This is a genomic window from Arcobacter sp. CECT 8983 (assembly GCF_004118855.1).
Lineage (GTDB): Bacteria > Campylobacterota > Campylobacteria > Campylobacterales > Arcobacteraceae > Halarcobacter.
In genome coordinates, this window is sequence record NZ_PDKF01000008.1 from 21,814 (window position 1) to 47,807 (window position 25,994).

General features: G+C 26.6%; 25 protein-coding genes and 1 tRNA gene. 12 read left to right on the forward strand and 14 right to left on the reverse strand.

Annotated features, from left to right (window positions below; genetic code table 11):
* Positions 1–3: 3 nt before the first annotated feature.
* The 7 genes from CRV01_RS09040 to CRV01_RS09070 form a co-directional block, all read right to left on the reverse strand.
* Positions 4–411, reverse strand: coding sequence for a RimK/LysX family protein (locus tag CRV01_RS09040; protein WP_129007884.1), 408 nt, complete (start codon positions 409–411; stop codon positions 4–6).
* A 101-nt stretch (positions 412–512) separates the two neighbouring features.
* The gene (locus CRV01_RS09045; protein ID WP_129007885.1) at positions 513–1,670 is read right to left on the reverse strand and encodes a cytochrome-c peroxidase; all 1,158 of its coding nucleotides are present in this window, start codon (positions 1,668–1,670) and stop codon (positions 513–515) included.
* Complete coding sequence (locus tag CRV01_RS09050; protein ID WP_258238375.1) at positions 1,670–2,572, reverse strand: sterol desaturase family protein; 903 nt, start codon at positions 2,570–2,572, stop codon at positions 1,670–1,672. The genes CRV01_RS09045 and CRV01_RS09050 overlap by 1 nt, the downstream gene beginning before the upstream one ends.
* Before the next feature lie 2 nt (positions 2,573–2,574).
* Positions 2,575–3,558, reverse strand: a complete 984-nt coding sequence (locus CRV01_RS09055) for an imelysin family protein (RefSeq protein WP_129007886.1) — start codon at positions 3,556–3,558, stop codon at positions 2,575–2,577.
* 1 nt (position 3,559) lies between these two features.
* A complete protein-coding gene (locus CRV01_RS09060; RefSeq protein ID WP_129007887.1) occupies positions 3,560–4,960 on the reverse strand; it encodes a di-heme oxidoredictase family protein in 1,401 nt (466 codons plus the stop codon).
* The gene (locus CRV01_RS09065) at positions 4,929–6,269 is read right to left on the reverse strand and encodes an imelysin family protein (protein WP_129007888.1); all 1,341 of its coding nucleotides are present in this window, start codon (positions 6,267–6,269) and stop codon (positions 4,929–4,931) included. Before CRV01_RS09065 ends, CRV01_RS09060 begins: the two co-directional genes overlap by 32 nt.
* Before the next feature lie 104 nt (positions 6,270–6,373).
* Positions 6,374–6,763, reverse strand: a complete 390-nt coding sequence (locus tag CRV01_RS09070; protein WP_129007889.1) for a hypothetical protein — start codon at positions 6,761–6,763, stop codon at positions 6,374–6,376.
* A gap of 266 nt (positions 6,764–7,029) precedes the next feature.
* On the opposite strand from CRV01_RS09070, the gene CRV01_RS09075 reads away from it, so the two are divergent.
* The 7 genes from CRV01_RS09075 (at position 7,030) to CRV01_RS09105 (ending at position 11,766) form a co-directional block, all read left to right on the forward strand.
* A complete protein-coding gene (locus tag CRV01_RS09075) occupies positions 7,030–7,479 on the forward strand; it encodes a Fur family transcriptional regulator (protein WP_129007890.1) in 450 nt (149 codons plus the stop codon).
* A 149-nt stretch (positions 7,480–7,628) separates the two neighbouring features.
* Entirely contained in the window at positions 7,629–7,943 is a 315-nt protein-coding gene (locus tag CRV01_RS09080; RefSeq protein ID WP_129007891.1) for an HMA2 domain-containing protein, read from the forward strand.
* Positions 7,944–8,621 carry a DUF2202 domain-containing protein gene (locus CRV01_RS09085; RefSeq protein ID WP_129007892.1) on the forward strand — a complete coding sequence of 226 codons (678 nt, stop codon included), beginning with the start codon at positions 7,944–7,946 and terminating at the stop codon, positions 8,619–8,621.
* A 3-nt stretch (positions 8,622–8,624) separates the two neighbouring features.
* Positions 8,625–8,882, forward strand: a complete 258-nt coding sequence (locus CRV01_RS09090; protein WP_129007893.1) for a hypothetical protein — start codon at positions 8,625–8,627, stop codon at positions 8,880–8,882.
* Entirely contained in the window at positions 8,882–9,244 is a 363-nt protein-coding gene (locus CRV01_RS09095) for a hypothetical protein (RefSeq protein WP_129007894.1), read from the forward strand. The genes CRV01_RS09090 and CRV01_RS09095 overlap by 1 nt, the downstream gene beginning before the upstream one ends.
* Entirely contained in the window at positions 9,245–9,643 is a 399-nt protein-coding gene (locus CRV01_RS09100; RefSeq protein ID WP_258238376.1) for a YtxH domain-containing protein, read from the forward strand.
* Between the two features lie 5 nt (positions 9,644–9,648).
* A complete protein-coding gene (locus CRV01_RS09105; RefSeq protein ID WP_129007895.1) occupies positions 9,649–11,766 on the forward strand; it encodes a heavy metal translocating P-type ATPase in 2,118 nt (705 codons plus the stop codon).
* Positions 11,767–11,788: 22 nt separating this feature from the next.
* Here the strand turns inward: CRV01_RS09105 and CRV01_RS09110 are convergent, their stop codons facing one another.
* From CRV01_RS09110 to CRV01_RS09120, 3 genes are read right to left on the reverse strand one after another with little or no spacing between them, the layout of a single operon-like run.
* On the reverse strand, positions 11,789–12,040 hold the full coding sequence (locus tag CRV01_RS09110) for a hypothetical protein (RefSeq protein WP_258238377.1): 252 nt from the start codon (positions 12,038–12,040) through the stop codon (positions 11,789–11,791).
* A gap of 21 nt (positions 12,041–12,061) precedes the next feature.
* The gene (locus tag CRV01_RS09115) at positions 12,062–13,672 is read right to left on the reverse strand and encodes a DUF4857 domain-containing protein (RefSeq protein WP_129007896.1); all 1,611 of its coding nucleotides are present in this window, start codon (positions 13,670–13,672) and stop codon (positions 12,062–12,064) included.
* Between the two features lies 1 nt (position 13,673).
* Entirely contained in the window at positions 13,674–14,507 is an 834-nt protein-coding gene (locus tag CRV01_RS09120; RefSeq protein ID WP_129007897.1) for an ATP-binding cassette domain-containing protein, read from the reverse strand.
* Positions 14,508–14,675: 168 nt separating this feature from the next.
* Here CRV01_RS09120 and CRV01_RS09125 point away from each other — a divergent pair, with 168 nt between their 5' ends.
* Positions 14,676–16,106, forward strand: a complete 1,431-nt coding sequence (locus CRV01_RS09125) for a sensor domain-containing diguanylate cyclase (protein ID WP_129007898.1) — start codon at positions 14,676–14,678, stop codon at positions 16,104–16,106.
* Here CRV01_RS09125 and CRV01_RS09130 read toward each other — a convergent pair.
* Positions 16,088–17,098, reverse strand: coding sequence for a GGDEF domain-containing protein (locus CRV01_RS09130; RefSeq protein WP_129007899.1), 1,011 nt, complete (start codon positions 17,096–17,098; stop codon positions 16,088–16,090). The two genes, CRV01_RS09125 and CRV01_RS09130, sit on opposite strands and share 19 nt — an antisense overlap.
* 176 nt (positions 17,099–17,274) lie before the next feature.
* Here CRV01_RS09130 and CRV01_RS09135 point away from each other — a divergent pair, with 176 nt between their 5' ends.
* The 3 genes from CRV01_RS09135 to CRV01_RS09145 are packed head-to-tail and all read left to right on the forward strand — an operon-like array spanning position 17,275 to position 20,806.
* A complete protein-coding gene (locus tag CRV01_RS09135; RefSeq protein WP_129007900.1) occupies positions 17,275–19,188 on the forward strand; it encodes a TonB-dependent siderophore receptor in 1,914 nt (637 codons plus the stop codon).
* Positions 19,185–19,646, forward strand: a complete 462-nt coding sequence (locus tag CRV01_RS09140) for a hypothetical protein (protein WP_258238378.1) — start codon at positions 19,185–19,187, stop codon at positions 19,644–19,646. Before CRV01_RS09135 ends, CRV01_RS09140 begins: the two co-directional genes overlap by 4 nt.
* Positions 19,643–20,806, forward strand: coding sequence for a GGDEF domain-containing protein (locus CRV01_RS09145; RefSeq protein WP_129007901.1), 1,164 nt, complete (start codon positions 19,643–19,645; stop codon positions 20,804–20,806). Before CRV01_RS09140 ends, CRV01_RS09145 begins: the two co-directional genes overlap by 4 nt.
* A gap of 24 nt (positions 20,807–20,830) precedes the next feature.
* On the opposite strand, the gene CRV01_RS09150 is transcribed toward CRV01_RS09145, so the two are convergent.
* The 3 genes from CRV01_RS09150 to CRV01_RS09160 all read right to left on the reverse strand — a co-directional run bounded on the left by CRV01_RS09150 (position 20,831) and on the right by CRV01_RS09160 (position 23,620).
* Positions 20,831–20,915, reverse strand: a tRNA-Leu gene (locus CRV01_RS09150).
* A 103-nt stretch (positions 20,916–21,018) separates the two neighbouring features.
* Complete coding sequence (locus CRV01_RS09155) at positions 21,019–23,142, reverse strand: methyl-accepting chemotaxis protein (protein WP_129007902.1); 2,124 nt, start codon at positions 23,140–23,142, stop codon at positions 21,019–21,021.
* Between the two features lie 163 nt (positions 23,143–23,305).
* Positions 23,306–23,620 (reverse strand): F0F1 ATP synthase subunit C, encoded by a 315-nt coding sequence (locus tag CRV01_RS09160; RefSeq protein ID WP_079579822.1) that lies wholly within the window; start codon positions 23,618–23,620, stop codon positions 23,306–23,308.
* 255 nt (positions 23,621–23,875) lie between these two features.
* Between CRV01_RS09160 and CRV01_RS09165 the strand changes: the two genes are divergently transcribed.
* Positions 23,876–25,993, forward strand: coding sequence for a hypothetical protein (locus CRV01_RS09165; RefSeq protein WP_129007903.1), 2,118 nt, complete (start codon positions 23,876–23,878; stop codon positions 25,991–25,993).
* Position 25,994 lies beyond the last annotated feature (1 nt).

The following is a 25,994-nucleotide window of genomic DNA, read 5'->3' on the forward strand; positions in this document are numbered from 1 at the left end:
CTCTTATAATTTAGATAAATACTCTTTTGATACATCAACTAAGAACCTCTTACTTAAGAACTTTCTTCCTATTAGCATAGGTAGTTTCATATCTGCTCTATTTGTAAGAGTAATTACACTCTTATACTTTTTGCCCATAAATTCTACATTAACCTTGATAGAAGCTCTTTCTTGAAGTTGACCATTAGAACTTCTTACTTTTTTTAATTTAAAAAGTGGCATTTTCATTCTCTTCCCATGATAAGAAGGGTGTACTTCATCAAGTAGTGTAAAATATACTAAATTATCTTTTATCTCTATATCATCACAGTGTAATGCATTTGAGTCTGCACCTGTGTCAACTTTTGCATCTAAGTCATAAAGTTCTAAATCAATTATTGATATAAGTTCTTTTTTACCCACAATTTTCATATGTAAATACTCGCATATTAAGATGTAAATTAATTAAAATTATTACTCTATGCTATCATAAAATTATTAAAATATAAGTGTTTGAGTTTAGAAGAGGGAGTTTATTCCTCTTCTAGTAGGTGTTCGTATCTTTTGTCAGTTAAAAGTTTCATAAATGCAACTAAGGCATCTATTTTTCTATCATTTTGTTTTTTTGCTTTTAAATCCTCTAAGGAAATAGTCTCTTCTACTTCAGGTTCTGCCCAAGGTTTTCCTGTTTCTGGATTTATTGTTCTTTCTTTATTATTATATTTATCATAAAATTCAACTACAGTTCTTAAATCTTTAAATACACCATTGTGCATATATGGAGCAGTAACTGCTACATTTCTTAAAGTAGGAACTTTGTGTTTACCTAAATGTTTTTTATCAGTAACTTTTGGATTTGCTAATAAGCCTTTATCAATATCTTTTACACCATTTTTAGCTCTTAATTCATGATTAATAGGTGTTCCTATATTGTGATACTCATAGTTTGTAAATGTTTCACCCTCTGAATCTTCTGGTTTATTTAAGTGGCAGTTGGCACAAGAGTTATTTGCATTTGAGAAAAATAGTGATCTTCCTAAATCCTCTAATGGAGTTAAATCATATTCCCCTCTTAAAAATCTATCATATTTTGAATCAAAAGGTGCAAATTCTTTTGTTTGTTCAAATTTTTCAATTGAATCAGTCATTGCAGTATAAGCTTTTTCATTTGATAAGAAAATATCTTCCCCATAAATTGTCTTAAATGTTTCTAAATAATAAGGGTTCTCTTTAAGTCTATCTACAACAGCTTTTTTAGATGGCATTCCCATTTCAATTGGATTTGTAGGAGGACCTCCTGCTTGTCCTGCTAAAGTATCTTCTCTTCCATCCCAGAATTGACCACCAATATATTGCTTGCTTTCTTTATCATAATGAAACTTTGGGCTAAACATTGCATATGCTGCACTTGGTGCTTGTCTATCGCCTAGAGATTTGTTGTTGTCCCCAAGAGATGCCATGGCTTTTATTCCATTGTCTCTATCATCGGTAAAACCTCTATTAGGATTGTGACAAGTAGCACAAGCTTGTGTTCTATTTTTAGATAAGTTTTTATCAAAGAATAAGACTTTTCCTAATTGTTCTTTTTGTTTTATTTTTTGTTCTAACTCTTCTTTTGATAAAGTAGAGTTTGTACAACCAGCAACAAGTAAAGCAGTCGTTGCTAGGGCAACTAGATTTAAATATTTCATTAACTTCTCCTTCTTAAAATATTTATAAATGGTAATAGTAATAAGTTTTTTATTGAGTTATACTCTTTCATTTGCTCTTTTCTAAGTCCAAATTTTAAAACTTTAACTTCCTGTGAAAGTTTTAATGTTCCAAAAACTCTATCCCAAACACTCAAATATCCACCATAATTTTTATCAAAAAAGTTTTTACTATGATGTATTTGATGTTGTTTTGGTGAAATAAGCCATTTTTCTAAAAAAGTAAAATATCCAAGAGGAATATGTGAATGTCTTAAGTTTGAACCTAAAAAAGAAAAAAGAAATACAAAAGCATTAGCCCCAATTATTTCTACAGTTCCAATTTTTGAACCAAAAAAATACAGAAATACTCCAGTTGTAAGTCCTATACTAAAAGAGTATCGAAAACCAAAAAGAATATTCTCTATTGGGTGAACTCTATAAAAAGTTAGAGGATTTAAAACTTTTGCACTATGATGTATCTTATGAAACTCCCATAAAAAAGGAATAGTATGAAGAAATCTATGAAGCCAATATCTTGTAAAGTCACTTATAATAAAAAGTGTAATAGTGTACATAATAATTACTACTTCATAAGAAAGAGTATTTATATGATTAAATCCAAACTCTAAATAAAGAAGTTTTCTTATATATAATGCAACACTATTTGCGCTAATTACTATTGGAAAAATTATTGCAACTTTAATAATATATGAAAGAATAAAATAGTAATAATCAAGCTTAGCACTTGGGTGTAGCCATAAAGCTTTAGATATATTAGTTCTTATATATTTTTTATTAAAGTATAAATAAATCATTGCAATAGCAATTGAAGAGATAATATAAACCCAGAAAGTTCTCTTATCTGGGTTTATTAAATACTCAAAGAGTAAAAGGTCATTCACTTTTAGTCACCATCTGCATCAATTATTTTTGCATTTATTGAAAGTTCTTCAATTAAGTCTAAAAAAAGAACAACATGAATTGTATTTGTTACTTCATAAAGCTCTTTTGCATCTTTAAAATCATCATCTTTAATCTTATCATTTAATGAGATTGCTTTTGTAATAGAGTCTCTTAAAACATCAACTTGTTTATTATGAGTTAAATCTTTAAGATAATCTCCATAGTCATAATAATTTTCGCTGTTAAAAATATTTTTATATGTATTTAAAATAGCAGCAATAGCTAAAGAAGAGTTCTTACTAATAAAATATTCACCTCTTTTATTATCAAAGTTGTCTTTATATTTTTTGCTAGTACCTAAAATATCTCCAACTCTCCACTCTTTTAGTTTATATGTATTTTGAATTAATCTATTGATTAAAATTCCATTTGCTTTTTTTAAATCACTTAGAAAAGTTTTATGTAAGGCTTTATACTCATTATTGATATCTTCAAGGTAAGACTTAATTCTTTTTACAATAGTAAGAGTTAGTTCATTTACTCTTTTATTTTTAATATCTTTTTTATATAAAACATACTCTAATGCATTTATTGATTTAAGTGAGTTTTTAAATAGAGCAATTCTTGGTTCATCGTTACTTTTTATAGCTCGGTCTAATTGTATTTTTATATCTTCATTTCCATGATGATAAATATCAATTAATCTTGGAGTATCAATATAATCTTCATTTAAATCACCTAAAATGTAAACTGATTGAACACTTTTCCATGATGTAACAAGGTTTTTAAACTCTTTTTTTGCATTTTCTATATTTTTATTAGTAATCTCTTTTTCTAAAGCTTTAATATCTTCTAAAACTTTTTGTGAATCTTTTAATATCACTTGTTCATAGATATTGTTTAATGCTTTTTTATTTTTGTCAACCGCTGCATTTGAGATAGTAACTAAACAAAGTATTGTTAGAACTATTTTTAATATTTTCATTTTATAACCTTTCTAAAAATTGTAGTAATTCTTTTCTTTTTTCTTTTTGTAAGTTCATGAACGCTTCTTTCGAAGTTTCTGCTTCTCCACCATGCCAAAGTATTGCTTCTTGGAAGGTTCTTGCTCTTCCATCATGTAATAATCTTGGCTTTTTGCCATTAATCTTTTCATGCAAACTTAAACCCCATAGAGCAGGTGTTTTCCATTCACTACCACTTGCATTAAACTCTGTTCTTCCATCTGCTAAACCCTCTCCCATGTCATGCAATAATAGGTCAGTAAATGGTGAAATATTTATACCACTTTTTGTAGTAAATGAATCTTTATGACAATCTGCACAACCAATAGATTTAAAAAGTTTTAATCCTTTTTTATATAAATCATCTTTTGGAGCAGTATATGTTTGTCTTTTCTTTATATAAAAATCAATTGCATGTAGTCTATTGTCTGGTAAGTCTATTTTATGTCTAGCTTTTGGAACTTTTTTGCAAGCTATTTGTTTATCTGTACATCTATCTTCTGTAAAAATTGTAGTTGTTAAACCCATATCATTTATAGCTGCATCTGCTGTTTGATGTACTAGTGATGTATTATTTGCTTTCCAAGAATATTTACCTATTTCTTTTTTCTTTGTAATAGGAGAGTAGGCATAATTAACACGTCCAGAAATTCCATCTTTATTTTTATCAAATTCATCTGCATTTGCTAATATTTGTTCATCCGGAATATCTTCTATTAGTCCTAAACCATTTAAAGAGGGTGCAATTCTAAATGTTATAATAGTATCTTTGTGTAATTCTCCATATTGTAAATCATTTAATACATAAGTAGGTTTTAAAATAGTATCAACTTCACCATCTGGAAACTTCACTTTAAGTTCTTCAAATTTTATTTCTGGTTTTGCTTCAAACTTTACATCAAGTGTACCATTTATTGCAATTTGACCACCATAAGTTGGTTCAGGAATTAAGGGATTTGTTTTTAAAAACTCTAACTCTTCTTTTAAGCCTTTTGAAGGAATTGATAGTTTAGGAATAACAGATCTTGATAAACTACCATCTTCATTGTATAAATTACCTCTACCATTACTTGGGTGACAACTATTACAGGTATTTGCATTAAATAAAGGACCTAATCCATCCCTAGCTGTAGTAGCACTTGGAGCTTCAACCCAAGGAATTCTAAAAAAACTTTTTCCTAAAATAAATTTATCGTACTCTTCATTTGATAAAGAATTTACAGGCTTTAGTAAGGTTTTTTTATTTTGGCTATGAGTTATTTCTGAACTATTAGCTAAAACCGCAAAAAGCCCAATAGCAAAAAGTGCTACGAGGCTTTTATTTATAAGGGTTTTATTAATTGATTTGAAATTATAGTTTTGTTTCTTCTGGATCTGTAACATCGTCTGTACTTAAAGAGATTCCATTTGCATTTGCAATTGTAACCATTTCATCACCAAGTTTTCTCATTTGATTTTTAAGTTTTACAATAACTTTTGCCATTGGATTATCTGGCTGAATTTGGTAATCAAAGTGTTCTTTTGTTTTTGCTGTTTTATCAACTTTTGCAATTTTTTCTTCAATAGATGACATTAAAGCAGTAATTCTAGCTTTGTCTTCTTTTGAAACTTTATCTAATAATGATGGACCATAGTCTTTACCATTATAAGTTGATGTTAAAATATTTTTGAAACCTAAATAGTTTGTTACAATATCTCTATGTGTATTATCAGAGAAGCAAGAGTGCTCATCTTCTTCAGATGGTGTTAATACAGCAACTGCAATTCTTTCATTTGCAAGTTCTGATTTAATAAATACACCCATACCAGCAATAACTTGTTTTAATGCTTCTTCTTTAGATAAATTTTTAGCCGCATCTTTTCCTGTTAATTTTCCTTGGAATGCTGCTTGATATAAACCATCTTTATTCCAAGCTGAAGTAACAGTTTCTAAATCAGAAACAATTTTTTGTGCAGAAGCTTTTAAGTAAGCTAATCTTCTTGGTGCATTTACATCTGAAGTAAAATCAGAAAGTGGTCTTTGTCCCGCTGTTAATGGACCATGAGTAATTGAATCTTTTACAAAGTTAGAGTAATCTTGATCTTGTCCCCATAATAAAAACTCAACAGCGTGATATCCAGTAGATACATTTGCTTCTCCACCATTTTCATTTAATGCAGTTAAAGCATCAACTGTAATAGAACTTACATCAACTGTTGATGAATCTTCTCCACCTGGATTAAACTTACCTTTTGTATCAATGATATTTCCAGCAGTTCTTTTACCATTTGCATCAATAGTATAGTCAATCATATTTTCATCTAGTGGCCAAGCATTTAATTGCCCTTCTAATGCACCATATTTTTCTGCTACCCAACCTTCTTCTGCATCAATTGGACCATTTGAAAGTCTAAAAATTTCAGTTTGTCCATAAGACTCTCTAGAAACTAACCAAGCATCTTTTGCTGCTAGTAAATTTTTTTCTGTAGGATTTGCTGCAAATTTATTAATAGCATTTTGTAATGCTTTTGCATCTTGAAGTGCATCATTGTAGTTATCATGTGCAATCATTGCATAAGCACTTAAAACATCACCTTTTTCTATGTTGTGGTGTGAATGTACTTTTGAATCTGAATTTGAAGCTGCACAACCAGCGAATGCTAGTGCTGCTGCAAAACTAATACTTGCTGCTAATAATTTTGTTTTGTTCATATTTTTCCTTTTAGTTTTCTAAGTGATAGTCGTTATCAAATAATAAGAGTATTCTAAATGAATCACACTTAAATCATACTTAATATTGATAGTCTTTATCAGTATTATAGATTATTAATATATTTTCTAATTGTGTTTATAAGTTCATCATTAATTGATTTCATATCAATTTCATCTTTATAGCATTCGTATTCTTCTAAAATAAAAATATAGTTATTTAATGTATTAATTAACTTGATTTCATTAGTTAGTAATACTAATTTTGAAATAATAGATCTAATAACTACTTTTTTTTCTGCTAAGTTTTCACAAGACATTGTAACAATCTCATCACTTAATATAGAAAAGGTATTAAGCTTTTTTTCTCTTAACCATTTTTTTCTATCTTGCTTTTGAGAAATTTTTGAACTAATTACTGAATCAATTAACTTTGTGGCAATTGTTCCAACTAATGCATTGCTTGCAAGAGTGTTTATAGCAGGTAGTGCAATCATTTTTTATCCTTTACTTGATAATAGCTATCAAAATTATAAGAGAAGAAGTCTTAAAAGGAGTTTAAAATGATAATTACTATCATTAATATTAAATTAAGAATATTTACATTAGTATTTTGATACTGATTATTAAGGTTGAAAATGAAAAGAGAGTATCAAGTATCAAATTTACATAAAAAGAATATCAAAATTCATAGTAGGCTTTGGAAAGTTTATACTCTAGCTTTATTAGTTAGTATTGTAATAATATATATAAGAGGATAATAATGAATACTAAACATGGAATGACATTCGATGCATTTTTAAAAAACTTCAAACTACATGTATCAAAACTTGGATTTAAAAACTCAATTCAAAAAGATTATATTTTAAAAATTCTTTTTTATTCAGAGGAACACTTAACGGCTGAACAAATAGCTTTTAAAGTAAAAGAAGAATATAACATTGATGTGGGAATTGCAACAGTTTACAGAACAGTTAAGTTTTTTGAAGATTTAAATATTCTTGATAGTTTAGATGTTGGAGATAGTGTAAAAAGATATGAGCTTAAAATTTCAGAACATCATGACCACTTAGTTTGTACCTCTTGCCATAAAATTATTGAGTTTTCTGATGACACAATTGAAGAAAAACAAGAATCAATTGCAAAAGATAATAATTTTATTTTAAAAGACCATGCAATGATAATTTATGGCTTGTGTGAAGATTGCCAATAAAAGAGTTTCTCCTTTTTTAACAAAGAATCTTTAACTTCTCTTTTTCTTTATTTTATAAATTAATAAAAATAAAATTTGTTGATAGTGATTCTAAATTTATAATAAGTTATTATTAAGATTAAGATACAATAATTACAAAAAGGAATTAAATGATAAGTACTGAAGATATTATTAAAATAGCTAGCTATTTTACTGTTATAGCTCATACTCCTGGAAGATTAAGAGTAAGAGTAAATCCAAAAATTAAAAATGAAAGTGGAAATATCACTTTAGAGGATATAGAAAACTTACCAGAAAAGATTGATGGAATAAACAGTATTAAAGTTAAAAAAATAATAGCTTCTGTAACTATTACTTATGATCCTTCTGTTTTTCCTCCTAGTCTATGGGATGATTTAATAGCAAATAGAAACCTAAATGAAATCACAGAGCTAATAAATAGTTTAGCAAAGGAGGTTGTGTAATTGGCAGCAAATTTAGATGAGGCTTTATTAATAAGCCAGAGAATAGATGTAAATGATCCTCAACCAATAGTTTCTCAAGCACTTAGAATAGCAATTTATGATGAATGTAAAGCATATGAAGCATATGTAAGAATAATTGAGAAATTTGGTTTAGTTCAACCTTTTGTGCATATAAAAGAATCTGAAGCTAGGCACTATCAAGCTTTAATCTTTTTATTACAAAAATATAATGTAGAGGTACCAATTAACGATTGGCATTTAAAGATTGAAGCACCAAATAGTTTTATTGAAGCTTGTGAATTAGGCGTGGCAAGTGAAATTCAAAATATTGCTATGTATGATAATCTTTTAACTCATGTTCAAGAAGCAGATATAAGAGATGTTTTTTATCAACTACAGGCTCATTCTTATAATAACCATTTGCCAGCTTTTAGAAACTGTATTTTAAATCATTATACAGTAGCAAATGATGTTCAAGGTTTTAATCAAGAACAAATAATGGAAAAAATTGGTGAGTATCAAATGATATTAGAAGATATGCTAAATGGAAATATGGATGAAGCAAAATTGACAAATCTATTTTCTAAGTTAAATCTTTCAATGCTTTCAGGAGCAGCACTAGGCGCAGCTGGTGTTGCATTTTTTAATGACTATATGAATAAAAAAGATAAGGAGTAAGTCATGGCTTTACCATTTGTAGTAGGATTAGCAGTAGGAGCAGGGGCAGTATATGCTTTTACAAAATCAGATAAGTTAAAAGAAAAAGCAACTTCAATATTTTCAAAATCAAAAGACGTAGCTAATACTTCAATTGAAAAAAGTAAAGAAACTGTTGATGAGGTAAAAGATACAATCAATGCAACAGCAGCATGCATAAAAGAGAAAAAAGAACAACAAAAACAAGAAAATAATAAAGAAAAAAAAGAGGACTCTAAATAATGAATCAACCTTTAATTAATAATCCATCAAATCCTATTTTAAGAAGTGTAATAACTGGAGCAATTGCTTCAGCTGTTGCATCAAGCACTATTAATATGAGAAAAGTTAAAAATCAAGAGATTAGTAAAAAAGAAGCACTAAGAGATACTTTTAAAAGAACATCTCAAGGAGCAATTGCAACGGGAGCTGCTGTCGCTACTGCTGATTATCTATCTCAAAAGGGTGGATTTATAAAAGCAATGACAACTATCTCTGTTGGAATGGCAGGAATTTATGCATTAGAAGTTTTAGATGATAAACTAAATAAATGTGATGAAAAAGAGTGTTGCGAAGATGTTACTTTAATTGCAAAGGAGCAATAGATGAATCAAAATGGAAATCAAAACCCACAAAATATGAATATAAACCAAAATCAAATGAATAATATGAATCAACAAAATATGTATGATCCAAATATTGATAATACAAGAGTTGGAGCAACTGCTTCAATGAATATAAATCAAAATCCATATATAAATCAAAATCAACAGTTTTCAAATGCACAACAAAATCCTCAAAATCAAGGTATGTTTAATAATGCTGATTTTGTAAAGGGTGCTTTAGTTGGAGCAGCTGTAACTTTCCTTTTAACAAATAAAGGTGCTCAAGAAACTATTATGAAAGCAGCTTCAAAGGGAACTGAACTTTTTCAAGCAGGAATGGAAGAGTTAAAAGAGCGATATGAAGATGCAAAAGCTCAAATGGAAGCAAACCAAGAATAATAGCTATGAGTAATAACTATAAAATAGTACACCAAACTAACTTACGGGTTAGATATAAATATTCTTTATTAGATGATAAATATATTGATGAAAATATATTAAAAAAAGATTTAGAGAAGTTAGAAGGTGTAGAAAGTGTAAGAGTTAATAAAGTAGCAAAAAGTGTTGTAGTTAACTTCACTGACTCTAAAGTTTTAGAAGCTGTAGAAAAGAGACTTAAAGATTTAACCCTTGATGATTTATTAGAATCTTGTAAAAATGAAGCAGTGTGTGTTTCTTGTGTTAGTAATGAAGATCCTAGCATAAAAGGAATAGTGAGAGCTAGTTCTGCTTTACTTGCAGAAAGACTTACAAAAAATAGTTTAATCAAAGCTACTGTTTCTTCTGTTGCTGCTGCACCTTTATTACTTGAAGGAAGTAAAGAACTTTTTGAAGAAGGTCTTACTTCAAAGGTATTAGAAAGTGCAGCAGTTGGTATCTCTTTATATAGAAAAGATTATTTAGCTGCAAACTCTACAAACGCAATGTTAGAGTTAGGTGAATATATTGAAGAAACAACAGTACATAAAAGTGATGATTTATTAAAAGAGCTTTCTAAGCCAAATGTTGAAGAAGCTTGGATTGAAAAAGAAGTTGACGGAAAAATCACAGAAGTTTTAGTTAAAAGTAGTGAGATTAAAACTGGTGATGTTGTAGTTGTAGGAGTTGGAAATACAATTGCAGTTGATGGTCATATTTTAGATGGAAGTGCAAGTGTAAATGAAGTTTCAATGACTGGTGAAGCTGAACCTGTTACTAAAAGAAGAGGGGATAGAGTTATTTCTGGAACTATCATTGAAGATGGTAGATTAAGAATTTGGGCTGAATATGTAGGGGCAGATACAGCAACACAAAGAATCAAGCACTATATAGAAAACTCATTGAATGAAAAGTCTTCTGTTCAATTAAAAGCTACAAAATTAGCTGACAAATTAGTTCCTGTAACTCTTGGACTTGCTGGTACTTCATATGTTTTAACAAAAGATTTTGAAAGAACAGCTTCTATTTTACAAGCTGATTACTCTTGTGCTTTAAAACTTGCAACTCCTGTAGCTTTTAAAACAACTATTTCAAAAGCAGGACATAGTGGTATTATGATTAAAGGTGCAAAATCTATTGAATCTTTAAGTAGCGCTGATACCTTTGTTTTTGATAAAACTGGAACTTTAACTGAAGGAGAACTTGAAGTTATCTCAGTTGAGTCATATGATGATGAGTGGACTGAAGAAGATGTTTTAAATCTTACTGCTTCAACAGAAGAACACTATTTCCATCCTGTTGCTGAAGCTGTTGTAAAAGCTGCAAAAGAAAAAGGGTTTGTACATATGCACCATGAAGAAGTTGAATTTATTGTTGCCCATGGTGTAAAAACAGAAGTTGATGGAAAACAAGTAGTTATTGGAAGTAGGCATTTTTTAGAAGATGATGAAAAAATTAATTTTGGTAAAGCTAAAACAAGAATTCAGAAATCCTTAGACAAAGGAGAAACACTTCTTTACATAGGTTTTGATGGAAAACTTTTAGGAACAATCTCTTTAGCGGATAATTTAAGAAAAAATACTAAATCTTCTATACAAAAATTAAGAGAACTTGGTGTTAAAAATATTGTAATGCTAACAGGAGATACTAAGAAAAAAGCTTCGATGATAGCCCAAGAGCTTGATATTGATGAGGTAAGAGCAGAACTTTTACCAACTGATAAAGCTAAAATTGTAAAAGAGCTTATGGATGAAGGTAGAAAAGTTGCATTTGTTGGAGATGGAATAAATGATGCTCCAGCATTAATCTCTTCTCATGTTGGTATATCAATGAGTAGGGGAGCAGATATTGCAAAAGCAACAGCAGATGTAAGTTTATTAAAAGATGATATATCAGCAGTTGTAGAAGCTAAAGAGTTAGCAAATAACACAATGAAATTAATTAACAATAACTTCAATGCAACAGTAGGAATAAATTCAGCTATTTTAGCAGGAGCTACTTTTGGATTGTTTTCTCCTATACAAACAGCAGTACTACATAATGGTACTACTATAGGTTTACTTCTAAACTCAATTAGAGGTGTAAAAGTAAATAAATTAAAGTAGAAGAAAATTCTTCTACTTTTAATTATTCTTTAGAAATTTTCATTAAATTTACATACCAGTCTTCATCAACTGTGTCTAAATCAATACTTGAAAGAAATATCTCTAAATTATATGCATCATTTACATTTAATTCTTCGATAAACTCTTCTGGAATAAATAGTGCTTCTGTGCAGTAACTAAATAGTTGTTCTTCACATTGGATATCTTCCATACCCCAACCATCTTCAAAATCACTTACAATAAAATATCTTTCTGGTTCAACTTTACTCTTCAAGTAGATCCTTTCTTTTTTGGTTTATTTAAAAATTTCTTGATCAATTTTTTTAAAGTTTTTGTCAAAAATTGCGACATGATAACTTTTCTCATCTGTATATCTTATTAGATAATATTTAGGATTTGAAATAAGTTGTAATCTCATTGTTTTATAATCAAAATTATCTAGTTCTAAGCCCCTAAATTGAAGGTCTTTATAATCAATTAAATAAATTTTGTTATTTTTAGAAATTGCAAATCCTGCTAGTTTTTGTTGGTTATTTTCAGCTATTTTTATATGTTTTATTTCAATATTTTTAGGATAAGTAACTTCTTTTAAATAAATTTCATTATTAGCTCTATTTATTTTAAAAAGTTTATCTTTTGCATCAAGAAAAAAGTAACCTAAATCAAATGGTTTTAAATTTGTTGCTTTTCCCCAAATATTTTTAATTGGAAAAGTGACATTGTTTTTCTTAACTAATTTCTTAACCTTATTTGTAAGTTTATTATCTAGCTTTTCATCAAAGTTATATATTTTTATTTCTTTATTTTTAAATAAAATAAACTCTTCTGGAAATTTAATCATTCCTATATTACTTATTGGATTTATAAAAGGAAAGAAGTCTAGTTCTTGTTTTTTTAAATCTTCTGGGTTGTATGAAAAACTTAATCTTGATTCTTTAATAATTTTTTTATTAAAACTTTCATTACCAATTTTTATTGGAAGTTTATTTTGAATATCAAGATTTCTCCAATATACAAAAGGTAGATAAGACTCATAAGTCTTTCTATCAAAGGTTTCTTTACCTTTTATTCCATATTCAAAATGATGCTCTCCAAAGTTTTTTTGATAAATAAACTCTTCTTTTATTGGTGAATAGAATATATAGTATTTATTAAAACTTTTTTTGTATTTTTCTTTGTAGGTATTGTAGGAGAAGAAAGAAACTATTACAATAGATATAAGAAGCAAACTTTTATATAATTTACTTTTTAGTCGTTGTTCTTTTATACTATAAAAACTATCTAATGTAATAAAAAACATTGTAGCAAGCAATACTAAGCAAAACAGATCAAAAGATGTATATATACTTTTATGAAAATTAGTTGTAATAAATAGAGTAATAAGTAGTTTTATTACACTAAATAAAGGCTTTCTTTCAATAATAGCAGAACTAATCCCAAGGTATAAAATTGTTGCTGAAAGTAAATAGAAAAACATATCTTTTAAAGCTATAAAAATCATCTCATAAGGATAGTAGTTTAATAAAATAAAATAAGTTGAAATACTAAAGATAATACAAATTATAAATAGACAAAAAAATCCTACAGCAAGGTGCATAGATAAAGATTTGTACATGTCAATTGGAAGATGAATCATTATTTTTATTTTTTTACCCATTTTTTCAGGAATAAATTGAAAAGAAGATATTAAAAAGGCTGTTATATAAAACAAGTATGAAAAATATTGGTATGGTTTTTGTTCTAAAGTAATAAACCTATACCACATCATAGACTCAGGTTCAACAGTTGAAAAAAGAAAATCAAGCCTAAACCAAAAATATCCTAATATAAAAATACTTAGAAATAATAAAGAAATTACTAAATATTTAATCTTTAACCACTCTTTTTTAACAATTGAATAAATCATTTTAATACTTTCCTACAAAACCTAAGAACTTATCTTCAAAACTAGTTTGAACTTCCTTTAGGTTTTCAAATTTTTCAAAACTATATATTTTCTTTTTGCCCTTGAACTCTTCAATTCTATGAATAAGTGATTTGTCTATTTTTTCATTATGAAATTCATAGCATCTAAAATTATCAATAAAATTAGACATTTTATCTTGATATACTTTTCCACCCTTTTGGACAATTGCCATGTCATCAATTAGGTCAACTAAATCTTCCATTACATGAGAGGTTATTAGTACCGTTATTTTTTTTTCTTTTATATAATCTTTTAAATAATCAATAAAAAGTCTTCTATATCCTGCATCTAATCCCATTGAATAATCATCTAATATAAGTAGTTTTGCATTTTGTGCAAATAAACCTCCTAAAACAACTTGAGATTTTTGTCCAAAGGATAAAGTTGAGATTTTTTGCTCATAGGATAAATTCATTAAGTCAATAAGTTCATAGAATATATTTTTATCCCAAGTTTCATAAAAAGAAGAATAAAACTCTTCGTTTTGTTTAATTGTCATAAAATCATAAGCAATAAACCCTTCATGAAGAAGTGCAATTTTTTTCTTTGTTTGAGACGATAAATTATGAGAAGACTCATTAAATAGTGTACAACTACCTTTTAATGGTTTGATATATCCCATTAAAATATTTATTAAAGTTGACTTTCCAACACCATTTTTGCCTAAAATACCATAAACTGAGCCTTCATTAATTGAAAGGTTTAGATTTTCATATATAATTTTCTCACTATACTTGTGTGTTAGGTTTTCTATTTTAATAATTGTTTTTTGCAAATAATAGCCTATTTATAATTTTAATAATTGATATCAATTATACTAATTAAAAATTAAATAAAGATGAAAAGAGTTAAAATAATTTTATAATTTATTTATACTTTATTGATTACTTTTTAACAAAAATAATGATATATTAACTTTATAATATTCTATGACTGGAGAGATATGGGAACAAAATATAAGGTTGTGTTTTTAATTACAAGTTTATTAATTATATTGTCTATTTCTATCTCTTTTATTAACTATTCAATTTCATATTATTCTGTGCAAAAACAGTTAAAAAATCAGACATTACCACTATTTTTAAATAATGTATATTTAGATATTCAAAAACATATTGTAAAACCACATATTATTTCTTCTACTATGGCAAATAATAGTTTTCTAAAAAACTGGCTTAAAGAAGAATCCAACACAGAAAAAATAAAAGAGTATTTATTCTCTATAAAAAAAGATTATGATTTATTTAATACTTTTTTAGTATCAGAAAAAACAAAAAAATATTATACTAAAGATGGAGTATTAGAGGTTATAAATGAAAAAAATCCTTTAAATGCTTGGTATTTTGACTTTAAAGAAAGTGATAAAAACCATGAAATGAATTTAGATTTAAATAAATTTATGTCAGATGACTTAATCATATTTATAAATTATAAAATCTATGATGAAAATTCAAAATTACTTGGAGTAACAGGAGTTTCTCTTAAAACATTATATATAAATAAAATATTAAAAACATTTAGAACTCATAAGCATTTTATAGTAAGCTTTTATAATAAAAATGGACAAATGGTTTTATCGGAAAAGTATATAAATAGTAAATACTCTGATTCTGGGAAAAAGAGTTTAAGTAAATTTAAACAAGAGATTTTAAGTAAAGACTCTTCAATGTTAGAGTATAAAGAAAATGGAAATACTTATATTTTAAACTCTAAATATATCCCTGAACTTGATCTATATTTAACCGTAGAAACAAATTTAGAAAATTTTACTTATAATATAACAAATGTCTTATATTTTAATATGATTGTTTCTTTTTTAGTCACAGCAATAATTGCATTTTTAGTTTATTTAATTATAAAAAACTATAGTAAAAAAATAGAGTTTTTATCTCAACATGATCCATTAACAAAAGTTTCTAATAGAAGAGATTTTGAATTAAAACTTAATACTTATTTTAACTTAATGAAAAGAAAGAGAAATGATATATGTTTAATCTTTATAGATATTGACGATTTCAAAAGTCTTAATGATAAATTAGGTCATCATATTGGAGATAAAGTATTAGTTCAGTTTGCAAATATAATGCAATCAGAAATAAGAAAAACTGACTTATTTGCAAGATGGGGAGGGGAAGAATTCCTCATAGCTCTTATTGATTCAAATATATCAGATACAACAAACTTAACAGAAAAATTAAGAATGCTTATAGAAAATGATATTAAATTAAATAAATTAACAAAAACAAAAGTCACAGCAAGTTTCGGTATCACGAAGTTAGAAGAAGATGATACGATAGAAGAAGCAATATCAAGAGCTGATAAAGCTATGTATCTATCAAAAAATGAAGGTAAAAATCAAGTTTCAATATTATAAGAGTTTTTATCTAAATAAGAAACTAAAATATCCTTTCCTTCTTCTTTCGCTTTTGATAAAGCATCATAAGTTTTAGTTAATAAAGAATCAAGATTATCTTGTGGATTGTCAATTGTAGAAAGACCTATACTTGTTGTTATATTAATTTTTTTATTTTTATACTCAAACTCCATATTTCGAGTCTCATTTAATAATCTTTTTGCAAGAATTTGTGCATCTTCTAATGAAGTCATTGGAAGAAGTAAAATAAACTCTTCCCCACTGTATCTAGCTAAAATATCAGAGTCTCTAATACTACTTTTTAAAAGTTCTGCAAAACTTTTAATAATAGTATCTCCAAATGCATGAGAACATGACTCATTCACATGGGTTAAATTGTCAATATCTAAAACCATACACGTAAGACAACTATCATATCTATGAGCAAGTGATATAGCTTTATTTGCATGATCATTTAAGTATCTTCTATTTCCTACTTCAGTTAAGATGTCATTAAATGCAAGTGTTTTTAGTTTTGAATTTGTACCTTCTATTTCTTCAGTTTTTTGAATTAAAAGTGCATCTAAATCTTTATTTAATTCTTCTAATCTTTGTTTAGTAAGTTTTAATTCTGTTACTTCTCTTGATATTCCAATAACTTTCTTTTCATGAGTATCCTCATCATTTATAGGAATAATCATAGTATTATAGTATCTGTCTTCACCATTAATATTTACTGTTTCTTCTTCTATAATAGGTTTATTCTCTTCTAAACACTTTAAATATTTTTCTTCTAAAAAACAAGCATTTTCTTCACCTAAAAACTCTTTTAGTTTTTTATTGATAATTTTTTCATTTTGACCAAGATTTTTCATTTGCGATGGATTCATTTCTTCGGCAACAAAATCTCCATCTTTATCAAGGGATGCTAAAAACATATTATCATTTGAATTGCTCCAAAAATGGTCAAAAAGGCTAAGTTTTCCTTTTGCTAATTTAGAAATTGTATCCATTTAAATTCTCTTTTTTTAAAATATTATTGATTATATTAACTTATAAATTATGAAAATAATATTAAGAGTGACTTTATTTTTTATTAATTATTTTATACTTTTGGTTTAATATTAATAATAAAAAAATTTTTTTTAGGTAAAATAATTATATTGTAAATATGTGTATGTGAGGTTTTATGAAAGTTTTCTTATTTGTTATTTTTCTTACTACTTTAGTTTTTTCTCAAAAACTTGATTTTTTATTAAAAGAGTATGAAAGCTCATCAAAAAACTCACTTGAAACATTAAATGAAAAAATGGGTTATGTAATTGTTTATACAAAAGAAGAACTGGAGTTTATGCAGTATAACAATTTATCTGACGTGTTAAAAGATATTCCTTCAAGTAATTCTAATATTAATAGGTTTGGTTTAAATACTATTTCACTTTCTGGAAGTAAAACTGATGTAACAGGATTTTTTAGATTATATATAAATGACCATGAAGTAAGTTCTATTTATAATCAATCTCCTTCTTTAACTTGGCTTCAAATGCCTGTATCTATGATTGATCATATTGAAGTTTATTATGGAGAAGGCTCTTTTACATTAGGAAATGAAACAGGAGTTCAGTTTATAAGAGTTTATACTAAAAGTGCTCAAAGAGAAAATGGAAGTGAAATACAAACTGTTCAGTCAAATAAAAATACAAATACTCAAAGTTTTACTCACTCTGCTATTTTAGAAAATGGTTGGAGTTATTTATTACACTTTACAAATAACAATAATGATTCATATAAAAATTTTAATAATAATCAATTAAAAAATAATCTAAACTCTCAATACTTTTTTATAAACTTAAACTCTCAACGAATAAATATTGATATGGGATACTCAAAAATAAAAAAAGATATCTATACTGGATATTCTTCTGATTTTACACCAGATGATGGTGAGTTAAAGTCAGATAACTTTTTTATTAATGCTAGTACCTCTTTTTTAAGGGATAATTCTTTAAAAGCAACACTTTCTTATGATATAAATAATTTTAGATATGAAGAAGAAAATGATAATGGTTTATTTATTGTTCCAAATGTGGACTTGACAAATCCATTTCTTAGTACAAATTATTTTAAAGAAGATATAAAGTTAGAAAAGATTAATGCTTCTTTATCAAAAAAGTTTAGACTTGGTAAACATGAAATCTTTACTGCAATAAGTTTAAAAGATAAAAAATATACTGTAAAAGAAAGAGAAACAAATTTAAATAAAAATATTGGCAAGTATAATGATTATGATGAAGAAAAAATTTACTCTTTTATGTTTCAAGAGGATTATGAACTTTTTGACAATCTTCATCTAATAGGAAACTATAAGATTGATAAATACAATAGAGAAGGTTATTCTGTAGATGATAAAACTGAAAGTTTATATAGAGTAGGGGCTATTTATTTACCTACTGATTATTTAGGTTTTAAATCTTTTTATACTAGCAGTTATACTCCTCCAACTTTTTATAATATAGACTTTAAAGATAAAAAACTTTCAACTATAAAAACACAAAAATATAAGTATTTTAATATTGAGGGAGTTCTTACTTTAGGAGACTCAAAATTTAATATTGATTATCATAAAGTAAAAGTAGATGATTTTGCCTATCTTACTCCTGTTGGATTTATTAATATAGAAGATCAAATAAAAACAAGTGGCTTGATTTTTGAGTATGAATACAAGTTTGACAAAAACAATAAATTAAAATTAAACTATTTTACAAGTAATTTAAATAGAAATTATACTAATTCAAATAGAGGTGGATATGCTAAGTATCTAGGAAAATATCAAAATATAGATTATTTTACTTCTTTAGTATATAAAAACTCATATGAATATTTAGGAGTAGAGGTTGATGATAGTTATAATTTAAACCTTGGATTTACATATCATCATACCAAAAATTTAAGTTTCAGTTTAAAAGGTGAAAACCTTTTAAATGAACCAACTGCTTCACTATTTTCCGCTAGTTCTTTTTCTTTAAGGGGATTAAATAGTGAAAATATAGCATTAAATGATTATGAAAGAAAAGTATCATTTGCTATAAGGTGGCTATTTTGATTAAGAAAATATTTATAGCCACTTTTTTAGTTGTTTCTTTAAGTGCAAACAACTATACATATCTTTTAGATGAATATAAAAAAGATACAGAATTAGAGGCAAAAATTGTTTTAAAAATAGCAAGGGATATTTTAAAAACAAATCCTGTACATCTATATATCCCAAATATGAAACCTTTAGATAGTAAGGTTTATTCTTCAGAAGTAAGATTAGTAAATACTTGTGAAAAAGCAAATTTTGTTTTTGTTAAATATAGTAAATCTTTTCAATGTGAGAAAAATAAAAAACTTTTTGTTTTAACAAATAATTATAGACAATTATTGTCAAATCATAGTTTTATAGGTGCATTTTTTTGGAGTAAAAGTAGACCAAATATTGTTTTAGTAAAAAGTAGATTGACTCAAAAAGCTATTATTTTGCCAAAAGAGTATGAACGATATATTGAGGACTTAAAGTGAAAACAAAAGGACTTTTATTTAACAGATTTTTTTTGATATTTATTTCAATATTTGTCTCAATATCACTTTTTCTTTTGCTTTCTGGACTTACTAAGTTTGAAGAAAGATTTGAAAAAAAAGTTTTAGAAGTAGTTACTGCTGATATTATTGGAATTATAAAAAATACAGCAAACTCTATTGAAAACAATTTAGAAGGTAGTGAAAATTATATTGAAACAATAAAAAAGTCAAAGATGACACAGATTAATTTGGAAAATAAATTATCTGTACTTTTAACTGAAAATATAAAATATGCTTATTTACTTTATAAAGATAAAAAAAATGTTTTTAGATTTTTAGCAGATGGGGCACCAGATGAACAAAAAGCATTTTTAAATCAAAAGTTTGATGTAGAAAGTGAAGCTTGGTTTGAGGTTTATAAAACAAAAAAGCCTGTACTTCTTAAGCAGCCTTTACTTCATCAGCTCTCAATTACGTATTTAGAACCAATATTAAAAAATGATAATGTAGAACTTTTACTTGTAATTGATTTTTCTATAGAAAAAACAAAAGATGTAAACGAAGTGATTACTTTGGTAAAAGATATTGTTATCTCAATTAATATTGTAGTAGTGATTTTTATTTTAATCTTACTTATTCAAACAATTAAATATTATATGGTTAAGAAAACTGCTTATGTTGATAAACTTACAAATGTTTATAATAGAAACTATTTGCAAGAAAATGAAAATAAAATAAACCTTGAAGAATATATTTTAGTTGCAATAGATATTGATCATTTTAAAAATGTCAATGATACTTTTGGGCATGATGCTGGAGATCTAGTTTTAAAAGAAGTTGGGAAAACAATTCTTAGTTCTATTCGTTCTAAAGAAGATATTGTAATTAGGTATGGTGGAGAAGAGTTTATTATTTTAACTAAAAAACAGCAAAGCCATGACATAAAAAGTCTTAGTGTGATAAAAAGAATTCATAAAAATATTCAAAGAAAAAAATTTAGAAATACTCGTGGAGAAACTATTAGTATAACTGTTTCTATTGGTGTAAATCTTTATCCCCATGAATCAAGAAACTTTAAAGAAGCATTCAATCTTGCTGACAAAGCTTTATATAAAGCAAAAGAAGAAGGAAGAAATCAAATTCAAATATATAAAAATTAATATATAAAAAGATTTGATTATTTATGGTGCGACCGACGAGATTTGAACTCGTACACCCGAAGGCACCACCCCCTCAAGATGGCGTGTCTACCAATTTCACCACGGTCGCTTTTTAAAGAAGTGAAATTATAGCTTTTTCATCTTATAAATTTTCTTAATTACATATACTTTATTATGTGAGAGGATGGTGTATTTAAAGAGAAGCCAAAGGCTTACTCCCTAAATTTTTTATTATGTACGTTATCAAGAATCTTGTTTGCTAAATCAGAAGTATTTTTAGCTATATCATGAGTTTGAGATGCTACAGAAGCATTATTTTGTGTTTGTTGGTCAAGTTTATTGATTACATCATTAATTTGTTCAATACTTGTCTTTTGCTCTTTTGAAGCATCAGATATATCTTTGATAGCTTTTGTTGTTTCTTCTATGTTTTCATTTAGCTTTTCATATCCTTTAATCATATGGTCAGCAATTTTCTTGCCATTATTTGTCTTTTCTGTGGCATTTTCAACTAATGTTTTTATTTCTCTTGCCGCTTCTGCACTTCTAGTTGCAAGGTTTCTAACTTCAGCTGCAACAACTGCAAAACCTTTTCCAGCTTCTCCTGCTGTTGCTGCTTCAACTGCTGCATTTAATGAAAGAATATTTGTTTGAAAAGCAATTTGATCGATTACTGTAATTGCTTCTGCTATAGATTGTGTTTGTTCATTAATCTCATCCATTGATTGTACTGTAGAGTTTGCTAAGTTATTACCTTCTACAATAGATTTTCTTAGTTCATCTGAATGATTAGACATATCTGAAATTCTATTTGTGTTGTTTATAATTGTACTTGTAATCTCTTCAATTGACGCAGCAGTCTCTTCTAGTGAAACAGCAGTTTCATTAGAAGATCTATTTAATTTATCAACATTTTGTAGTAATGTTTTTGAGTTACTATCAAGTTCAATACCGTTTATTTTATTCTCTTTTAACATTTGGGTAATAATAGAGCATAAGTTATTTAGACCTCTTGATACTTTTCCGTCTGGGTTATCAATTAAATTAGTAAAGTCAAGTTTTGAATACTCTTCTAATACTTTTAAAATAGGATTAATATCACTATTTACATTTGCATTTATTTTTTCAATCATTTCATTTAAAATATCTTTTAACTCATTTAGTGCTTTATTTGAGGTATTTGTTTTTACTAATATATCAAGTTTTCCATCATTTATATGATTTACTACTGATTTTACTTCTTCAATTAAAGCTCTATCTTCATCTAAACCTTTTGAAATTTGTTTTATCTCTGCATCAATTACTCTTCCCATATTTCCAAATTCATCATTAGTTTTTATATTTAACTCTTTTGCAACATTTTCTTCACCTTTTAAATATTTGAAGAAGAACTCAAGTCCATCTTCAACATCTTTTAGGGGAGCTAAAAGTTTTGTCATTGCTAAAAATAAAATTAAAAGAATAACCACCAGTAAAATAGTATATAAAATCACATCTTTTATAATATTTCCTATGATTTCATCAATAATCTCTTCTTTATCAAGTTGAACAAGGGTGTACCAGTTTGCAGAAGGGATTTTACTAAAAGATGCTAATACTTTTTTATCTTGGTATATAGCTTCTCCAAATTTATTTTCTTCATTTTTTATGTCATTATAAACAGTACTTTGTTTATCTAATACTTTTTTATCTTTATGAATAAGAATCTTCCCTTCTTCATCAACTAAATATGCAAAACCTGTATTTTTAAATTTTATATTTAAAATTGTATTTACAATAGTATCAATAAAGATATCAGAGCTAACTACCCCAACTAACTTATCTTCTCTTACTAATGGATAAAATACTGATACAACTAATTTTTTTGTAGTAAAATCAACATAAGGTGGAGTTACCCCTCCTGTTTTCATTTCAACTGCTTGAGTATACCAATCTCTTTTTCTAGAATCATAATCAGTTGTTTGAGGTGTTCTTTTAGTTCCATCTGACATCAAGAAATTTCCATTTTCTTCATATCCTACATATACAGCAACAAAATTACCAGATTTTGAAGCAAGTCTTAGTTTATCTTCAATATTTTTATTATCTATAGTAAGTTCATCAATGTCTTGGGGAAGTTCATCTGCAACAGCTTTTAGAATATTTATTCTAGATTGCAAATATCCTTCAATATAATTAGAACTCTGTTTTGAAATATCTATCTCTTTTTGTTTTAAGTTTTCAAATTGAATATTATATTCAGTAGTTAAACTATTTACACCTAAAATAACAAATGAAATTGTTATTGAAATCAATAATAAAACTAAAATCTTAGCTTTTATACTACTTTTTTTCATAATGCTCCTTAATCTTAAGTATTCATTTTGAAAATATATCATTTAAAAGTAGCAATTTGGAGTCTTTTTTGTATTTAGGAAAAATTAAGTAAAAAAAAAGGTCAAAGTTTAATACTTTGACCTTTTTTTATTAGAAGTTTTATAAAATCTGTAGTTTTATAAATTACCCTAAAAATGGATTTGCATATAATGCGATCATCGCAATAACTAATGCATAAATAACTTGTGCTTCGATCATCGCTAATGCAATGAACATAGTAGTCATTAATTTTCCACCTAAACCTGGGTTTCTAGCAGTACCAGCAATAGTCGCAGCAGCAGTGTTACCCATACCGATAGCACCACCAAGTGCAGCAAGACCAAGACCAATACCTGCAGCAACTACAGAGTAAGCTTTTAAAGTTTCGTTAGCAACTGCGCCATCAGCAGCAAATGCAGCACCAGCAATAGCTAGCATTAAAAGAACGATTTTTTTCATTCTAGATTCCTTATAATATATTTTTTTTCAAAGTCCGTTCGGATTGCGTAACCTTATCATAAAGATAAAGCGACCATAACATAAATGCCATGATTCTCCCTACTTATCACTTTGATTGGCAAGATTTTATCTCAATGAACTTTAAAGTTATATTATAAGAACAAATTTTTAATAAAAAAAATTAAAAAAAATAAAATAATAAAAAGTTCAATTTGATTGCAGTATAATATGGCTTTAATATAAAAGGAAATAAATATGAAGAAACTCTTTTTTTCTCTTACTCTTATTATAGTTTTAATAATAGCTACAATATATGGAGTATTATTTACAAGTCCTGGTAACTCTTTAGTTGCTTCAATTATCGAAAATAAGGTAAATGAAGGACAAAAAAATGTAAATCTAAAAGTAAATAACTTTGTTTTAACACTAGATAAAATTGTGTTTAAAGCAACTATTGATGATAATTCTGAAATAAATGTTTTTGGTGCATTAAATCTTTTTTCAAAAACAATAAATGTAAATTATAATATAAATATAAATGATCTTTCAAAACTTCAAAATATTACAAAACAAAAATTAAATGGTTCTTTTTCTACAAAAGGTATAGTAAGAGGAAATGAGTCTCTTGCTGAAATTATAGGTCAAAGTTTAATAGCTTCTGGTAAAACAGAGTATGACGTAAAACTTGAAGATTTTAAACCTAAAAAAATCTTAGTAGAGATGACAAATATAAATATTGAAAAATTATTATATATGCTAAATCAACCAAAATATGCAACAGGTATTTTAAATGTAGATGCTGCAATTAAAAATGCAGATATAAACAATTTAGATGGAATGATAAATACTTCTATTAAAAAGGGTGTTCTAAATACTTTAGCTATTCAAGCAAAAAATAATAAAAAGAGTTTTGAACCTATACTTTTTAATGTAAATACACATACTCAACTTTCAAGTGAAGTAGCTTCTTCCCAAGTTGCTTTTGATAGTTCAGTTGCAAGTTTAGATATCAAAAAAGCTGATTATAATCTAAAAGAGAATTCTTTAGTAAGTGATTATAAACTATTTGTTAAAAGTTTATCAAAGTTAGAACCTTTAATTAATCAAAGATTAAATGGTAACTTTACTGCTATTGGTGATGTTAAGTTTGAAAATAATAATTTAGACTTATCAGGTACTACTGATATTTTTAAATCAAATACTACATATAAAGTAACTACAAAAAACAATAAACCCAAAAGTGTTATCCTGAATATGAACGATGCCCAACTAGCATATGTTTTAAATTTAGTAGATCAACCAAAATTTGCAACTGGTCTTTTAAGTATTGATGCAAATATCAAAAATGCTGACTTAAATAATTTAGATGGAAAAGTTATTACAAAAGTAGTAAATGGTTTAGTAAATAATAGTATTGTTAATAAAGAGTTTGAACAAAAATTAAAAGATAAAATAGATTTTAATGCAGTAATTGATACTTCATTAAATGAAAATTTAGCAAGTTCTATTATTGATGTAAATAGTTCTTTAGCAAATATTGATATGAAAGAAGCAGTTTATAATTTAAAAGATTTAGTGTTTACAAGTGATTATTTATTAACTGTTTCTGACCTTAGAAAACTAGAAGATGTAACTGCTCAAAAGATGAGAGGTAGTGTATCTTTAAATGGGAATATAAGACAAGCTAAAGATGAATTAAAAGTAGATGGTCAATCAAAACTGTTTGGAGGAGATATTAACTTTAATCTAGTAAATGATAACTTTACAGCTAAAATAGATGGAGTGGAAATTAAAGATCTAACTCATATGCTTTATTATCCTGAAATTTTTACTTCTAAATCAAATATTGATCTAAATTATAATACAACTTCAAAAATTGGTAATATCAAAGGAAGTTTAATAAACGGACAATTTATTCAAAATGAATTCTCAAATATTATTAATACTTTTGCAAAGTTTGATATTACAAAAGAGATTTACAAAACAGTAGATATTGATAGTAAAATAAATAAAGACATAATTAATACTATTGTAAATATGGAAAGTAAATATACAACGATAAAAGTTCCAAATAGTACCTTAAATACAAAAACAAATACAATTAATGCAATAGTAAAAACAAAAATCAAAAAATATGATTTTGATACAAAAGTTACAGGAAATTTAGCTAATCCTAAAGTTCGTGTAGATACAAGTAAGTTTGTAAAAGATAAAATAAAAAATAAAATAAAAGAAAAACTAGAAGAAAAGTTAAAAGACTCTATTTTAAAAGATCTTTTAAACAAAGCTCCAATTCAAGAAGAACAAATAAAAAAACCAGCTTCAAATGAAGAAATAGCAAGAGCTTTTAAAGAGATGTTTGGTCAAAACTAAA

Excerpts from the sequence above, each read along its gene's own strand:
- CRV01_RS09040 (WP_129007884.1), bottom strand. The coding sequence starts at position 411 with ATGAAAATTGTGGGTAAAAAAGAACTTATATCAATAATTGATTTAGAA.
- CRV01_RS09045 (WP_129007885.1), bottom strand. The coding sequence starts at position 1,670 with ATGAAATATTTAAATCTAGTTGCCCTAGCAACGACTGCTTTACTTGTT.
- CRV01_RS09055 (WP_129007886.1), bottom strand. The coding sequence starts at position 3,558 with ATGAAAATATTAAAAATAGTTCTAACAATACTTTGTTTAGTTACTATC.
- CRV01_RS09060 (WP_129007887.1), bottom strand. The coding sequence starts at position 4,960 with ATGTTACAGATCCAGAAGAAACAAAACTATAATTTCAAATCAATTAAT.
- CRV01_RS09065 (WP_129007888.1), bottom strand. The coding sequence starts at position 6,269 with ATGAACAAAACAAAATTATTAGCAGCAAGTATTAGTTTTGCAGCAGCA.
- CRV01_RS09070 (WP_129007889.1), bottom strand. The coding sequence starts at position 6,763 with ATGATTGCACTACCTGCTATAAACACTCTTGCAAGCAATGCATTAGTT.
- CRV01_RS09075 (WP_129007890.1), top strand. The coding sequence starts at position 7,030 with ATGAATACTAAACATGGAATGACATTCGATGCATTTTTAAAAAACTTC.
- CRV01_RS09080 (WP_129007891.1), top strand. The coding sequence starts at position 7,629 with ATGATAAGTACTGAAGATATTATTAAAATAGCTAGCTATTTTACTGTT.
- CRV01_RS09090 (WP_129007893.1), top strand. The coding sequence starts at position 8,625 with ATGGCTTTACCATTTGTAGTAGGATTAGCAGTAGGAGCAGGGGCAGTA.
- CRV01_RS09095 (WP_129007894.1), top strand. The coding sequence starts at position 8,882 with ATGAATCAACCTTTAATTAATAATCCATCAAATCCTATTTTAAGAAGT.
- CRV01_RS09100 (WP_258238376.1), top strand. The coding sequence starts at position 9,245 with ATGAATCAAAATGGAAATCAAAACCCACAAAATATGAATATAAACCAA.
- CRV01_RS09105 (WP_129007895.1), top strand. The coding sequence starts at position 9,649 with ATGAGTAATAACTATAAAATAGTACACCAAACTAACTTACGGGTTAGA.
- CRV01_RS09115 (WP_129007896.1), bottom strand. The coding sequence starts at position 13,672 with ATGATTTATTCAATTGTTAAAAAAGAGTGGTTAAAGATTAAATATTTA.
- CRV01_RS09125 (WP_129007898.1), top strand. The coding sequence starts at position 14,676 with ATGGGAACAAAATATAAGGTTGTGTTTTTAATTACAAGTTTATTAATT.
- CRV01_RS09130 (WP_129007899.1), bottom strand. The coding sequence starts at position 17,098 with ATGGATACAATTTCTAAATTAGCAAAAGGAAAACTTAGCCTTTTTGAC.
- CRV01_RS09135 (WP_129007900.1), top strand. The coding sequence starts at position 17,275 with ATGAAAGTTTTCTTATTTGTTATTTTTCTTACTACTTTAGTTTTTTCT.
- CRV01_RS09155 (WP_129007902.1), bottom strand. The coding sequence starts at position 23,142 with ATGAAAAAAAGTAGTATAAAAGCTAAGATTTTAGTTTTATTATTGATT.
- CRV01_RS09160 (WP_079579822.1), bottom strand. The coding sequence starts at position 23,620 with ATGAAAAAAATCGTTCTTTTAATGCTAGCTATTGCTGGTGCTGCATTT.
- CRV01_RS09165 (WP_129007903.1), top strand. The coding sequence starts at position 23,876 with ATGAAGAAACTCTTTTTTTCTCTTACTCTTATTATAGTTTTAATAATA.